Source organism: Spirochaetota bacterium, assembly GCA_038043445.1.
Lineage (GTDB): Bacteria > Spirochaetota > Brachyspiria > Brachyspirales > JACRPF01 > JBBTBY01.
Map to the genome: position 1 here is coordinate 42,582 of JBBTBY010000063.1, position 15,346 is coordinate 57,927.

A 15,346-nucleotide genomic window follows, 5' to 3' on the forward strand; every position below is an offset into this window, starting at 1 on the left:
TGCAATGAGCAAGAGGATATTGGTCACGGGCGGGGCTGGATTCATCGGCTCCCATCTTGTTGATGAGCTGCTTGCCCGGGGGAATTCCGTCATTGCCCTCGACAATCTGGCAAACGGCTCACTCGATAATTTGGCAGCCGCTCGAAAGTCGACACGTTTTACGTTCCTCAAAGGCGACGTCCTTAATCCCCACCATTGTAAAAAAGCAGTGCAGGGTATTGATGCGATATTTCACCTCGCCTGTCTTGGTGTCCGCCATTCACTGCACAGCCCTTTTGAAAACCACCGAGTGAATGCCGAGGGGACATTACGGGTGCTGGAGGCCGCGCGGCAGTACGCCGTGGAAAAGTTTTTCTATATTTCGACATCCGAGATATACGGGGGCGTGCAGTCATTCCCGATCACTGAACATGCCCTGCCGCAGCCGTTCACCGTTTATGGCGCAAGCAAACTTGCCGGCGAACATTACGCCAATGCGTTTCGCGTATGTTTCGGACTCGAAACGACAGTGCTGAGGATCTTCAACAATTTCGGTCCGCGTGCGCATTATGAAGGCGATGCCGGGGAAATAATCCCGAGAAGCATCATAGCAGCGCTTGCCGGGAAGCAGCCGGTCATATTCGGCGACGGAAAGATAACACGCGACTTTTTTTATGTCAAAGATACCGCTCGCGCACTTGCGTCTCTGTTGGATATAGACGGGATATCCGGCGTTACGATGAATATCGGTACCGGCGTCGAGATAACCATGAAGACACTGATTGAAACCATGCTTTCGCTCATGGGGCGTACGGCGATCGGCATACGACATGAGGATGATAGGCCTGCCGATGTCCCTCGGCTATGGGTGGATGCAGGGAAATTCAAGGCATTGACGCAATTTAAATCACAGTTTTCATTTGAAGATGGACTTCGCGAAACGATAGCATATTACGAGGCGCTTACGAATCGGAAAGAGCTGTATTCGTCGATCCCACTGAAGAATTGGGAGCGGGAATAGACCATGAAAATCCCAGTAGCGAAACCATATCTCATCGAGGAAGATGCGCAGGCCGCGCATGATGTCATTCTTTCGGGTTGGGTGACGCAAGGCCCAAAGGTGGAGACGTTTGAGAATGAATTCGCCATGTATATCGGTGCATCAAATGCGGTCGCGGTTTCCAGTTGTACGACCGCATTACATCTCGCTTTAGTCGTTGCGGGCGTGGGTCCCGGCGATGAAGTCATCTGCCCATCGATGAGCTTCATCGCGACCGCGAACGCTATCGTGCATGCCGGCGCGATAGCGGTTTTTGCCGAGGTCGGTGATGATTACAATCTTGATGTTGCGCATGTTTCGACGGTCATTACGAAAAGAACGAAGGCGGTCCTCCTCGTTCACCAGCTCGGAATGCCTGCCGACATCGATGCATTCCGGGAATTGTGCGACCGGCGTAAAATTCTGCTCATCGAGGATGCGGCATGCGCTGCAGGGTCTGAATATAAAGGCCAAAAGGTCGGCTCACACTCGGACTTTGTGTGCTTTTCGTTCCATCCACGCAAGGTCATTACAACCGGCGATGGCGGTATGATAACGGTCAAAGACAGTGAGCACGCACGAAGGCTGCGGCTTCTTCGTCAGCACGGCATGTCGGTAAACGATCGGGAGCGGCATGCATCTGCAAAGATCGTTTTCGAGGAGTATCTCGAAGTCGGTTATAATTTCAGGATGACTGACATACAGGCTGCAGTGGGCATAACTCAGCTGAAAAAGCTTGATCGGATAATTGAAGAACGAAGGAAGATCGCATTACGGTATCATGATGCGTTTAGGAATATCGAATGTCTGCGGCTTCCTCTTGAGCGGGATGGATATCGATCGAATTATCAAACGTACAGTGTATATCTGAATGAGAATGCGCCGATAGGTCGTGATGAGCTTATGCAGAAATTGCTTGATGAGGGCATATCGACCCGTCGCGGTGTTATGACAGCACATCGTGAAAAAGCATATGCAGGACGACCATGCGCACCTCTGCCGCGAAGCGAGGACCTTGCTGATCGCAGTATTGTTTTGCCGTTGTATGTACCAATGAATGACAGCGAACAGTTATTTGTAATAAACACGGTCCGCAGAATGCTGCAATAGATTCCTAAACCAAAGGGACAGAATAATGGCTGAGAAGAAGAGCGCATGGGCACATGTAGTAGAAAAGATCGACCGGAAAGCGGCCATTTTCGCAGCAATTGTGCTCGGGGTATTCTTTCTTTATACGCGAGTCAATGAACTTGCTCAATTTGCTCCAGTATCTGATGAGCTATCAAACATCGTTACTGTAAAATATCTCGATAAGAACATTATCCCGCTCTACGCTCCCGGGACGTATAGTCCTAATTACAAGAAGCTTCCTATGAAGCCGTATGTATACTGGGAATATTCGGCAGAATTGTACCTGTTCCGTTACCCGGTATACTTTTTCTTCTCGAAAATTCTCGGACAAAATGATCCTATGGGCTGGAACTGGTCGGTAGCATCGAATCTGGTCCCGGTATTCATGCTGCTCATTGCGCTCATCATATATTACGCACGTTCCCGAAGCATGAGTTTGTCCCCGCTTTCTGTGGGCTTTCTTATCTGTATAGTATTCCTCTGGCGCTGGTCAGGGCAGTCGTTCCACTATATCCGACACTACTCTTTTACTGTCATCAGCATTGTTGTATGTCATTTTTATGCAAACTACATCATGACGCATTCAAAGGCGAGTGATACAAAAAAGGACATATTGATCATCCTTGTCGCGGCCATCCCGTTACTGTTTAACTTATTGAACGCAACCTATCTGGTTTTTTGGATAATATTCATCTCACTGCGCCGGTTACGGGCAGCATATCAACAGAATGGCATACAGGCATTGTTAAAAGGGATCGCCATTGCAGCAGGCGCAACATTGCTTACTGCAGGTGCCGGATTCCTGATCCTTAAATTTGTAATAGGAAAAAATATTCTTGGCGGACATTTGTACATCAACATCAATAATATGAAGGTCATCCCTCATTTCTTTCAATGGAGCATAAATAACGGCGTAAAAAGCCTCATAGCCGTTGCTTTACTCATTGCTGCCGCTGTATTTCGAGCTAAGAGGATGGATCCGTATGAAAGGGGACTGCTTCTGACTGCGGTCGGCTTTGTGACTACTGCACTTGCCGTACTGTCGATAAGCGGTGGAGAAACCACGCTTTCACATCCCACGAGGTATACGTTTTTCTTCCATGTAGGCTGGCTTATTATCGCGGCAGTTCTGCTCTCGAATTTTGTACAATTCCTATCTGAGCGGCTGCCAACGATCCCATTGAAAAAAACGGGTTTATTTTTTGCGGCGCTCGTAGCTTTTTCCTATTGCTATCGCGAAAAGATCGATCAAATCCCGGGCTTTCTGTATCTTCAGCCGAAAAAGGAAATACAGGGACAGATCGATAAACTTGCACGGGTGATAGATCGTGATACGGTCGTTATATCAGCAGATCCGATCATAATCTGGCTGAATTTCCCTCGGACGAAGTACTACTTTTTCAGGCCCATCGAACTTCCATCAAAAACTGACATGATGAACCTTGGGCGTTATGGAGTTGATAAGCACGGATTCATCGTCGATTGGTATGGAGACACCTATGTCGGCAATATGTGGTCGTTCGTAAAGATGCTGAAAGAAAACGAGTCCAAGGTGATCGTATTTGATGGCGTACGACCGACGGATGATGCATTATGGGGATTCCTAAAAAGGAACGGTTTCAATGTCGATCATACCCCGATCGCCGTAAAGAAGATTCTTGAGCGGCTGCCAAAAGGGAATTCATTCGATCCTCCAGCCGAGGTAACGGCGGCCATGCGGAAAAAACCGTCGTTGCGTTGAAAATATATTGACCGCACTATACAATGATATTCCAGCAGATGGATAAAACGATCAAGACGATCATCTCAAAGTTCGCTCTCGTTGCAGCGAAAATCACGCAAGACCATGTATTCGGCGTATTTGTGTTCATCGCGTTACTTGTTGCGTATGCATGGGATTTCGGCTCCCTCGGGTTTTACAGTGATGATGTCGCGTTCCTGTATCAGAACCAGACACTTCCTCAGATCATTTCATCCGCCCTGCGTTATGTACCCGGCAGGAATCTGCATATCATCTGGCAGCAATTGCTGTTCTTCATCTGCGGCGGGAGCACACCTGAACATATTGCCAGTCTTCATCTCATCCAATCGATCCTCGATGCGCTGAATGTAACTCTGGTCTTTATTATCATGCGTTCGCTGAAAGTGCCGCTTCTCTGGGCATTCATTGCAGCAATGCTGTTCGGGGCGTTCCCGAACCATGCCGAGACGCATTTTTGGCTCTCATCGGCGCCGATGAACATCATATCGACGATGTTCCTGCTCATATTCATGCTGCTGGCTGTCGTTGCAATTAAGAACAGTACGCGTATAACAGGGGCGCGTTCGACCATACTTTTCTTTGCTTCGCAATTTCTGTGCTTTCTCGGTGCATTGTTCACCTATGATCAGACATTTTTTATCCTATTCCTTGTACTTGCACTGCAGCTGTACATTCTGTTCCGAAATGGCTTTCCGCTGAAAAAATGTGTTCTCGCGGTTGTGCCGTTCCTGATCATCGGTCTTGCATACGCATTCATGAAATTGGCCCTTGCCCGCGGCGGGTCCGCCGGCGGTCCATCCGCCATTTTTTCATCAAAGAATATCGCTATACAATTCTTAAATTCATTGCAGTACATGCTGAATCCATTCACCGATGCTTATAGTGCTTTTTTTTCAGGGACATTGTTTGTTCCTGGTATCGACCATGCGGTGTCGGTCATCGCCGCAAGTCTCGTGTGCTGCGGCAGCATAGCATCGCTTGTGTATTCCGCCTTCAATTCCCGTAAGGAAGAAACGACCGGCGACTTGGCTTTTCATGGTTGGCGCAGATCGATACTGCTCGTTCTTGTTTCTCTTTTCCTATGCTTTTCAGGATATCTGCCGAATTATCTTTGGGGGCTGGCGCCTCGGCATAATTATCTTCCATCGGTCGGGTTATTCCTATTCTTTGCTGCGCTCATGTCGATCCCGTATGCCATTATACATTCAAAGCGGCGCATGCTCTTCATAGTGACGAATGGCGCACTTTTGATACTTGTATTCCCCGTGATAGTATTCTTTTTCATGAGAACGAATGAGCAGAAACAGGAGTGGATAGAAGCGTATCAGCTGAAAAAAAATCTTTATACCGATATAGCGACGAATTACACTATCAGCGCAGTACGATTCGCCGCCATTCACAATTTCCCCCGGGGCTATAAGCACGTTCCGTTCTTTGATTATGAAAACGGTAATGCAATAAACTATTTGATGCAGACGAATATACTCCCCGACGGATTTGAGACTTGTTCACTCGATACACCGGAGGGGCACTTTTTCTGCATATCGCAATGGAAAGACGGGCTTGGACGGATCCGCTATCTACCGAGGGGTTCGGTGCTCAAGCTCTTTTTTACCGGATACAAGGACCGGTTCCATTTCTCATATTACCGAGTGACGAACTTTTCAGAGCCGCAGAACTTCTATTCGGGACATTATTATACGGTGCTTTCCATCGCTGCAGGAGAACGAACTGCTTCGATGACCAATAGACATATTCTGCAGAGCTCCGTTCATCATGCCCGCGGCGGCATGGAATTACGGTTATCCGTCGACGTGAACAGCATACGCATGCGACCTGGTGAAGTGCTGGGGATGATATTATGGGACTATGATACACCGAACGGATATGGTACTGTTCATTCGGCTGATGTTCCCCTGAGGACAAATGATATCGGGATATACGCAGAGATCGATAGAAAGGCTATCCTTCCGATACAATTGCCACCGTTAGCGACCAGCCCAGTCATTCATTATTCATTGATAGTGAAAGATCGTACTCAGATGAAGAAATACAGATTATCTCTTTATCGATTCGGCCCCGATCCACCGGTATTGCTCGATGATCGTGTTTTTGTGATGGGAACACAGCAGTAATGCGTTGTCTTGACAAAGCACTACTGCTCCTGTAGTATGAATGCATATCCATTGAGAGAAACAAGAATGAGATCTGTTCCTGTTCTTTTTTCTGCGCTTAGAAAAAGAACAACAATCGACCATGGCTTAGGAATTTTCATGTTTCTCTCCGTGCTGCTGGTCTTTTCATGGGGCAGCAGATCCCTAGGGTTTTACAGTGATGACGTAGCGTTCCTGCAAGGCAGCTATAGCATCCCTCAAATGGTCGAAAAGGCATTTTCTTATGTTCCGGGGAGGAATCTCCATATCGTCTGGCAGCAGCTCGTTTTTTTCATCTGCGGGGGGAGCGAGCCGCGAGCCTTAGGGAATATCCATTTCCTTCAGGCCATAGTCGATGCTATGAACGTAGTCCTCGTCTTCGGGGTGCTGCGCACAGCAAGCATTCCGCGGCTTTGGTCGGTATTGCTGTCATTTGTTTTTGCTTTTTTCCCGAATCACATGGAGACACATTTCTGGATCTCGTCGCTGCCAATGAACCTTGTTTCGACCATGTTCTTCCTCGCTTTCCTGCTGCTCAGCATGAAAATAATCTCAGCGGGGAACATGGTGAAGAACAACGCAGCGTTCCGGGTGCTGCTTGGTATTCAATTCGTACTGTTCTTCTGCGCGCTTTTTACTTATGAACAGATGTTCTTCCTTATTTTTTCCATCTGTATCCTTCAATTTGCGCTGCTTCGCGTCAACACCCCCCGAGGAACGCTCATTATCGCTGCAGTACCGTATTCATTCGTTGCCGCCGGTTATGTATTCTTAAAAATGAACGTCTCGGCCATGGCTGTGGTCACGGGGCCGTCGATACAATTCAGTTTTCATACCGTGCGGACAAATCTGTTCGTTGCGCTCAACAATATGTTCCAGCCATTTACCGAAGCCAATGCGCGTTTATTCCGGGCAGATTTCTGGGCGGACCCGAAGCATGTGCTCGCCGCCTGTACTATTCTTGCTGCGTCAGTGGTCCTGTCCATTGTTATGATGCTGCTTCAAAAGAACGATGGTCCTGTGCCGAGTGAACGCAGCAAGAACACCGTCCTTCGCTTTGTCTTCATTGCTGCGCTGGGGGCGTGTATATGCATTCTGGCCTATCTGCCGAATTTGTTCTGGTCCATAGCACCCCGCCATAATTACTTACCATCACTCGGCATTACGATCATTCTCGCATCGATCGCCGCTTTGATACACCATGCCGCAAGATCTGTCGGGCACATTGCCTATTATGCAGCACAATATGGGCTTACGGTCATTCTATCGTTACTGATGTCCTACTTTTTCATTCAGACATATACGCATAAGAATGAATGGATTGAGGCATATCAGCTGAAAAAGAATTTATACACCGATATAGCATCGCATTATGACCTTGCCCATATCGATTTCCTGGCACTCCATAATTTTCCGCGGGTGCATAAGAACGTCCCGCTCTTTGATTATGAGAACGGTGATGCCATACGCTATTTTACGGGACGGGATATACTTCCCTTGGGATTTGAGACCTGTTCACTTGACACCAAGACCGGGCATTATGCATTCATCTCCGAGTGGAAACACGGCATCAGCGGGATACGCTATTTTGAAAAGGGCAAAGTACTGAAATTGATCTTTGCCGGATACAAGGACCGATATCATTTCAGCTATTTTCCATTGACCGATGCTGCTGCATCATATAATTTCTATGCCGATAATTACTATGCCGTCAGCGAAACAGGCACGGGACCCCGAGACTCTTCCGCAAGGAATACCCGCCTGCATGCTGGCAGTTTCTCCACAGTGAACACCCTGCCCGTTCTTCACATTTCGATCGATACAACAGGGTGCATAAGCAATAAGGGCGAGCAACTGGGTATTCTGTTATGTGAATCGCATGATAAAGGAGCGAGCTTTCGGGTCTTTTCAGCACCGGTGCCTTTTCGGACGAATGATATCAATGTCTATTCTCTCATCGATAGGACCGCGATCGTACCGATCAGTCTGCCCCATCGTGACAGCGGGGCGGTAACGACGTATTCGATCATATTAAAGAAGGTACTGCCGGCGGATGCGTATAAGGTGTCATTGTACCGCTTCAGCACGGCACCGCCGGTACTGCTCGATGAACGTATCTATAGCAATAAGAATTGAGATGGTGTGATGTGAAGACGAAGAGATCTACGATTATCGCCCCGGACAATGCCGCTATCGAGAAAGCTGCGGCATTGCTTTTGAAAAAAAAGATCGCGGTCTTCATCGTGATGTACAATGCCGAGAAGTATATCGCACGGGTCCTGGCACGGATACCCGATGCCCTCAGGAATAAATTCGCTGAAATATATATCATCGATGATTCTTCGCGTGATACCAGCTTTCAGGAAGCCATGCGTGCCGGAACGGAACTGGGGTATAAAAATCTGCGTGTTATGCGCACCCCGTTCAATCGCGGATACGGCGGGAATCAGAAGCTTGGTTATCTGTATGCCGTGAGAAAAAAATTCGATGCGGTAATACTGCTCCATGGCGACGGGCAGTATGCGCCTGAACATCTGCCTCATATGGTGAACGCATTCGCCGATACGAGCGTTTCGGTCGTGCTGGGGTCTCGGATGCTGGTGAAAACAAACGCCCTCAAGGGCGGTATGCCGTTGTATAAATGGGTGGGAAATCAGGTGTTGACCGCTTTTGAGAATGCGATACTTAAGACACGGCTGTCGGAATTCCACACCGGATACCGCGGGTATGCAGTACAATTCCTGCGGTCCGTTCCCTTTGAATTGAACAGCGATGACTTTCATTTTGACACGGAGATATTGATACAGGCGATCGCGACGAAACAGCATATGAAGGAGATAGCCATTCCGACGTTCTACGGGGACGAAACCTGTCATGTGAACGGCGTGCAGTATGCCATGAACTGTACGAAGTCAGTGATAAAGTACCGGCTCACGCAATGGGGGCTTTTTTACGAACCGAATTTCGATTTCAAGCTTTTCGAGACATCCGCGTATAATTTTAAGAAAGCTCACAATTCGCTCCATCAGTATATTCTGCGGGAAAAACTCCCAAAGCATGCATCGTTGGCGGATCTCGGCGCGAATGACGGCGTATTGAGCGCCGCACTTGCAGAAAAGGTCGGCCACGTGACCGCTGTGGATATTCACATGCCGAAGCATGCCGGCAGGGCGAAGGCGAAAGCGCTTGATCTCGACGGCCCATTTGATGCTGCATTGAAGAGAGAAGCATTCGATCTTGTGCTGGCACTCGATGTGATAGAACATCTGAAATCCCCTGAAAGCGGCATAAAGAAAATATTCACCATAGTGAAGCCGGGGGGCTATCTCTATGCAAGTACGGCGAATATCGGATATTTTGTGAACAGATTCTCGCACATGGCCGGCATGTTCAATTATGGGAAACGCGGCATTCTGGATATGACGCATAAGCGTTTGTTCACTCGATATTCATTCTGTAAATTATTGACCCAAAATGGATTCATCATAAAGCGAAAGGCGCATTTTGGACCGCCGATCGTCGACATGATAGGGGGGAACTGGATATTATCCATTATCGACTCTCTCAGTTCATTCCTTGCTGCGATATGGCCGACATTATTCTCGTATAATTTCCTGATCGTAGCCCAGCGCAAGGACGACATTGAAGATATTTATAAACGAACGGTATTGTGAAGAAAGAACATGCCTGATGGAGGTATTGCCATGGATACGATCTCTATTGTACTGCCGGTATACAATGAGGAGGAATCGCTCCCCGTACTGAACGAAAGCATAGTGCGCGTGCTGAAAAAGCATAACTATCACTATGAGGTGATCTATATCGATGACGGTTCAAGTGATGGGTCGGCAAAGGTGATAACATCGCTTGCGGAAAAGAACAAGCATGTAAAAGGCGTTTTCCTGCGCAGGAATTTCGGGCAGAGCGCAGCGACAGCTGCAGGGATCGACAGGGCGTTGGGCGACATCATCGTTATCATGGACAGCGATCTGCAGAACGATCCGAACGATATCCCAAAGCTCATTGGGAAGATACAGGATGGCGCCGATGTGGTGAGCGGCTGGCGGAAGCAAAGGAAGGATAATGCCATCGTGCGTAATCTCCCCTCCTGGGTGGCCAATCGTCTCATCAAGAAGGTTTCTGGCCTTAAGATACATGATCTCGGCTGTTCACTGAAGGCGTACCGCCGTGATGTGATAAAGAGCGTACGTCTCTACGGGGAGATGCACCGGTTCATCGCCATCTATGCCAGTATGATCGGAGGGCGCGTCGATGAGGTGGAGGTGACGCATCATGCCCGAAAATACGGCGTGTCGAAGTACGGGCTGAACCGGATATTCAAGGTGCTTCTTGACCTGATAACATTGAAATATCTGCTCGATTATGCGACGAAGCCGATATACTTCTTCGGCAAACTGGCAACCGCATTCTTTGTGCTCGGAACATGCTCGTTCGCGGGACTTCTCGTACACAAATTCTATTTCGATGCGTCGTTCGTCCGTTCACCGCTCCTCCTGCTCACCGCGATAATATTCGTGATCGGTTTCCAGACGCTCCTCACCGGACTCCTCGCGGAGATACTCATGCGAATCTATCATGAGTCGCAGGAAAAGCCCATCTACTATGTACGCGGCACGGCCGGTACCGGGAAAAAGTAATGACGAGCGAGCACAGGCAGCCTGCATGAGGATATTCTACGCCTCCGATACGACCGCTATTCCCGGCATAGCGTCGAACGTCTGGCGGAACAATCTCTATCTTCCGCTCGTGGATCTCGGGCATGATGTGATCGAGTTCGCCTATGATCTCACAGCGACGTTCGCGCATCTTGACACCGCGCATCATCTGCAAAAGGCGTTCATCGAAAAGAATCGTCCAGTGCTGTCGGCAGAACTTCTGCGGCAGATCCGGGCAGCTCATTCGGCAAAGCCGCTTGATATGTTCTTCAGCTATTTCTACGATGCGTGCATAACGCCTGAAGTCGTAGATGAGATAAAATCCATGGGCATAGTGACCGTGAACTGGTTCTGCAACAGTTCGTACCAGCTCCGGCTCGTCCGGGAGATAGCGCCGCATTATGACTGGTTCCTGTTCCCGGAGAAATTCCGCATTAAAGACTATATAGCCATCGGGGCTAATCCCCTCTATTGTCAGGAAGCGGCAAACCCCGCCATCTATAAACCTTATAATGCCGCGAAGGACTTGGACGTTTCCTTCGTTGGTCAGGCATACGGCGATCGCCCTTCGATAATTCAAACGATGAGGTCGGCAGGGGTCAACGTAACGGTATTCGGTCCAGGATGGAACCATCATTCGAACATCATCCCGGCATCCGCTTATGGCGGCGTGCTCTCTGATGAAGATATGGTAAAAGTATACAGCCGTTCAAAGGTGAACGTCGGTTTCTCAACCTGCGGGGAGACGCAGAGCCTTCCACAGCGCATTCTGCAGATACGGCTCAGGGATTTTGAGATACCGATGAGCGGCGGGTTCTACATGGTGGAATACATGGAGGACCTGGAGGAATTCTTTAAGATCGGCACAGAGATCGTCTGCTACCGCGGAACCGACGATCTTATTGAAAAAGTGAAATACTACCTCGCCCATGAAAGCGAGCGAGAGCGGATCCGGAAGGCCGGATACGAACGCGCGCAGAGCGACCATACATGGCAGAAGCGTCTTGCCGCTGCCTTCGCCGTCATCGCCCAGAACGACAGGCTGGCAGCGCGGTTAACAATGGATGATTACAAGCGGTGGTTCTTCGCCATGGGGCAGGAATTGCCGATCGATTGGGAATTGTATGAACAGACAAGCCGGCTGTTCCATTCAACGTATGCCGATGCACAGGCAATGGCGAAAGAGATCGCGGCGATACATGCATCACCATACTGGAAGCTCGCGAACGTGATCAAGAAAATGGCAGGCGTGCTGGCGCCGCAGGGGAGTCTGCGGTATGCGATCGCAGAAAACATCTGGAATGCGATGCGATCGGTACGAAAGAACGATGCCGCGAACCGTTCCAGCGCCCACCCGCTGATGCGCTTGGGCAAATCGCTCTTCCCACGAGGCACTGCACGCCGCGTCGTGGTGCTGCGGGGGTTGAAACAGTTCAATAAGGCGATCAAAGCAATAACCTTACAAGAAACAGAGAGCGAGCCTTGGGACAGAACGCATCCATTGATGAGCGTTATCATCCCCTGCTTCAACTACGGCAAGTACATCGAGGAGGCGGTCGATTCCGTTCTCGCCCAGACGTGGATGGATCTTGAGATCATTATCGTCGACGACGGTTCGACCGATGCGCATACCCGTGATGTGCTCTCGCGGTTGGACCGTCCGAAAACAAGGATCATCTATCAGCAGAATAAAAAACTGCCGGCGGCCCGGAATAACGGAATAAAAACTGCTGCCGGAAAATATATCTGCTGCCTTGACGCAGATGACATCCTTGCGCCGAGTTATCTTGAAAAATGCATCGTGAAGATGGAGTACGAACATCTTGATGTATGCTATTCGAACCTCAAAATGTTCGGCGACGATGATGCCGTCTGGCGGACAAGCGACCGTTTCCTGGTAAAGACCCTCATGCGTGCGAATGCGGCGACCGTTGCATCGGTATTTCGCCGCAGCGTATGGGAGGCGGTCGGCGGGTATAATGAGCATATGGTCATGGGGTATGAGGATTGGGACTTCTGGCTGAAGTTATGCGAAGCAGGTGCACGGGGGGCGAAGATCGACGAGGACCTTTTTCTCTACCGCAAGCACGGCGTATCGATGATCGATGAATCCCAGAAAAAGCACGATATCGTTTTCGGCATGCTCAAGGAGAATCATGGGATGCTTTTCAGCGACCGTTCCTTGGCAAATGCGATACAGAGGAAGCAGCGCGCGCAGTACCGAGTGCATAATCCCAATATGAATATCACGGCGGCGAATAAGCCGCCGAGCACCGGCACACGGGGAATATTGTTCGCGCTTCCCTACTGCGTCAAAGGCGGTGCAGATACCGTTCTCCATACGATCGCAGAGCATCTTTCGTCGAACGGGTTTGGGCTTACTATCATCACCACTCAACCGATCGAACCCGGCTGTACCGATACGAGCGGTTCTTACAAGACGATAACCCGCGCGATCTATGACCTTCATACACTGCTTGCGCACGAGGAGATGTGGCGGGATTTCGTGCTGTACCTCCTTGAGACACGGCAGATCAAAGTGATCTATATCGTTGGGTGCGAGTTCATGTATCATATCCTTCCCGAGATCAGAACGCGCTTCCCCGATATCGCCATTGTCGACCAGCTCTACAATGACTACGGACATATAACGAACAACCGGAAATACTCTCATCTGATCGATATAAACATCGTTGAGAACAGGACGATAGAGCGAACGCTCCTTGAACGGTATCATGAGACCAAAGAGAAGGTGCTCCTTATTCCCAATGGCGTTGATGCCGATTCGTTTTCCCCGGCTTTGTTCGATCGAGCGAATGTCATCGCAACGAAGTTCCCCTACCTGAAGGATAAATTCGTCATCTCATTCTTAGGGCGATTTTCAGAAGAGAAAGCCCCTGATCAATTCGTCACGATCGCGCGGAGCCTTTCGAAAGAAGCGGAATACGCATTCCTCATGGGCGGCGAAGGCCCGCTCGCAGATCATATCGCAGCGCTGAGAGAGAAATATGGCCTGCATAATCGGCTGCATCTGCCCGGGTTCATCGATGTAAAAAGCGCACTTGCAGTCACCGATATATTGGTGCTTCCATCGCGTATAGACGGCAGACCGAATATCGTGCTTGAAGCGCTCTCCATGGGGGTTCCCGTCGTCGCATCGCGCATTGGCGGTGTACCGGAAATGATCCATGACGGTGAGAACGGCATTCTCTGCGATGCAGAAGACACAAATGGTTTCATCAATGCGATACGCTCCATCATGAACGATGCGGATCGGCGCACTTTGATGCGTGCATGCGCAAGAGCGCTGGCGGTATCCGAGCTTGATGTCCGCACCATGCTTTCCTCGTACAGGGCAGTATTCGAACGGATCATCACATCAAAATCCCGTTCCAATTGACACAGTACACATTTACTTATAATATGATGCCGAAGGAGCTGCAATGAAGAAAGCACTTATAACCGGAATAACGGGGCAGGACGGCTCATATCTCGCGGAACTTCTCATCGAAAAGGGCTATGAGGTTCACGGCATAGTCCGCCGTGCATCGGTATTCAACACTGAACGGATAGAGCATCTGTACCGGGACCCGCATAATAAGAATGTAGTGATGAAGCTTCATTACGGAGACCTGACCGATTCGAGCAATTTGAACCGGATCATAGAGAAGGTCGAGCCAAATGAGATATATAATCTCGGCGCACAGTCCCATGTGCAGGTTTCCTTCGAAGTGCCTGAATACACGGCCGAGGTCGATGCTGTCGGGACATTACGGCTTCTGGACGCGATAAAAGAGGTCGGCATAAAGACGAAATTCTATCAGGCATCCACATCCGAGCTTTACGGCAAGGTGCAGGAAACTCCGCAGAAAGAGACGACACCGTTCTATCCCCGTTCTCCGTATGCGGTGGCAAAGCTTTATGCCTACTGGGTAACGGTGAATTACCGCGAGGCATACAATATGTACGCCTGTAACGGCATACTGTTCAATCACGAATCCCCCCGGCGCGGTAAGACGTTCGTTACGAGGAAAATAACGACCGCGGTCGCACGTATCAAGAAGGGTAAACAAGATAAGATATTCCTCGGCAATCTCGATGCAAAGCGGGACTGGGGCTATGCGAAAGATTTCATCGAAGGTATGTGGCTTATGCTGCAGCAGGATACCCCCGACGACTTTGTCCTTGCAACCGGGGAAACACACACCGTGCGCGAGTTCTGCGAGAAGGCGTTCCGCGCAGCAGGGATGGAGATCGCGTGGAGAGGCGACGGAGTGAATGAGAAAGCGATCGATACGAATTCCGGGAAGCCGGTCATCGAAATAGACCCGAGATATTTCCGGCCTACCGAGGTGGATCTCCTTCTCGGCGATCCGGCAAAGGCGAAACAGAAGCTCGGATGGGTCCCGAAGGTCACATTCGAGGAATTGGTCAGCATGATGGTACAGTACGACCTGGAGCATGAGTAGATCCGGTGACGGCATTCACTGTCATTGCCCGCTGCTTGAAACACCATGGATATCGTCGAATGGGTCGTGGTTGATAATTCAATCAATTGATATATTATATGGCTTCAGTGATTGACTTATTTCAGGCTAAGGCGATG

At 49.5% G+C, this 15,346-nt stretch carries 9 protein-coding genes; all 9 read left to right on the top strand.

Annotated features, from left to right (window positions below; genetic code table 11):
* Nucleotides 1-4: 4 nt before the first annotated feature.
* The 9 genes from AABZ39_09420 (at nucleotide 5) to gmd (ending at nucleotide 15,209) form a co-directional block, all read left to right on the top strand.
* The gene (locus AABZ39_09420; protein ID MEK6794984.1) at nucleotides 5-1,000 is read left to right on the top strand and encodes an SDR family NAD(P)-dependent oxidoreductase; all 996 of its coding nucleotides are present in this window, start codon (nucleotides 5-7) and stop codon (nucleotides 998-1,000) included.
* 3 nt (nucleotides 1,001-1,003) lie between these two features.
* Entirely contained in the window at nucleotides 1,004-2,128 is a 1,125-nt protein-coding gene (locus tag AABZ39_09425; protein ID MEK6794985.1) for a DegT/DnrJ/EryC1/StrS family aminotransferase, read from the top strand.
* A gap of 25 nt (nucleotides 2,129-2,153) precedes the next feature.
* Nucleotides 2,154-3,890: a hypothetical protein gene (locus AABZ39_09430; GenBank protein MEK6794986.1), complete on the top strand. Its 1,737-nt coding sequence runs from the start codon at nucleotides 2,154-2,156 to the stop codon at nucleotides 3,888-3,890.
* Nucleotides 3,891-3,928: 38 nt separating this feature from the next.
* Nucleotides 3,929-6,046, top strand: a complete 2,118-nt coding sequence (locus AABZ39_09435; GenBank protein MEK6794987.1) for a hypothetical protein — start codon at nucleotides 3,929-3,931, stop codon at nucleotides 6,044-6,046.
* 240 nt (nucleotides 6,047-6,286) lie between these two features.
* A complete protein-coding gene (locus AABZ39_09440; GenBank protein ID MEK6794988.1) occupies nucleotides 6,287-8,200 on the top strand; it encodes a hypothetical protein in 1,914 nt (637 codons plus the stop codon).
* Nucleotides 8,201-8,211: 11 nt separating this feature from the next.
* Nucleotides 8,212-9,738 carry a bifunctional glycosyltransferase/class I SAM-dependent methyltransferase gene (locus tag AABZ39_09445; GenBank protein MEK6794989.1) on the top strand — a complete coding sequence of 509 codons (1,527 nt, stop codon included), beginning with the start codon at nucleotides 8,212-8,214 and terminating at the stop codon, nucleotides 9,736-9,738.
* 30 nt (nucleotides 9,739-9,768) lie between these two features.
* A complete protein-coding gene (locus AABZ39_09450; GenBank protein MEK6794990.1) occupies nucleotides 9,769-10,722 on the top strand; it encodes a glycosyltransferase family 2 protein in 954 nt (317 codons plus the stop codon).
* A 25-nt stretch (nucleotides 10,723-10,747) separates the two neighbouring features.
* Complete coding sequence (locus tag AABZ39_09455) at nucleotides 10,748-14,140, top strand: glycosyltransferase (protein ID MEK6794991.1); 3,393 nt, start codon at nucleotides 10,748-10,750, stop codon at nucleotides 14,138-14,140.
* A gap of 43 nt (nucleotides 14,141-14,183) precedes the next feature.
* Nucleotides 14,184-15,209 carry a GDP-mannose 4,6-dehydratase gene (gmd, locus tag AABZ39_09460; GenBank protein ID MEK6794992.1) on the top strand — a complete coding sequence of 342 codons (1,026 nt, stop codon included), beginning with the start codon at nucleotides 14,184-14,186 and terminating at the stop codon, nucleotides 15,207-15,209.
* The last annotated feature ends 137 nt before the right edge of the window (nucleotides 15,210-15,346 follow it).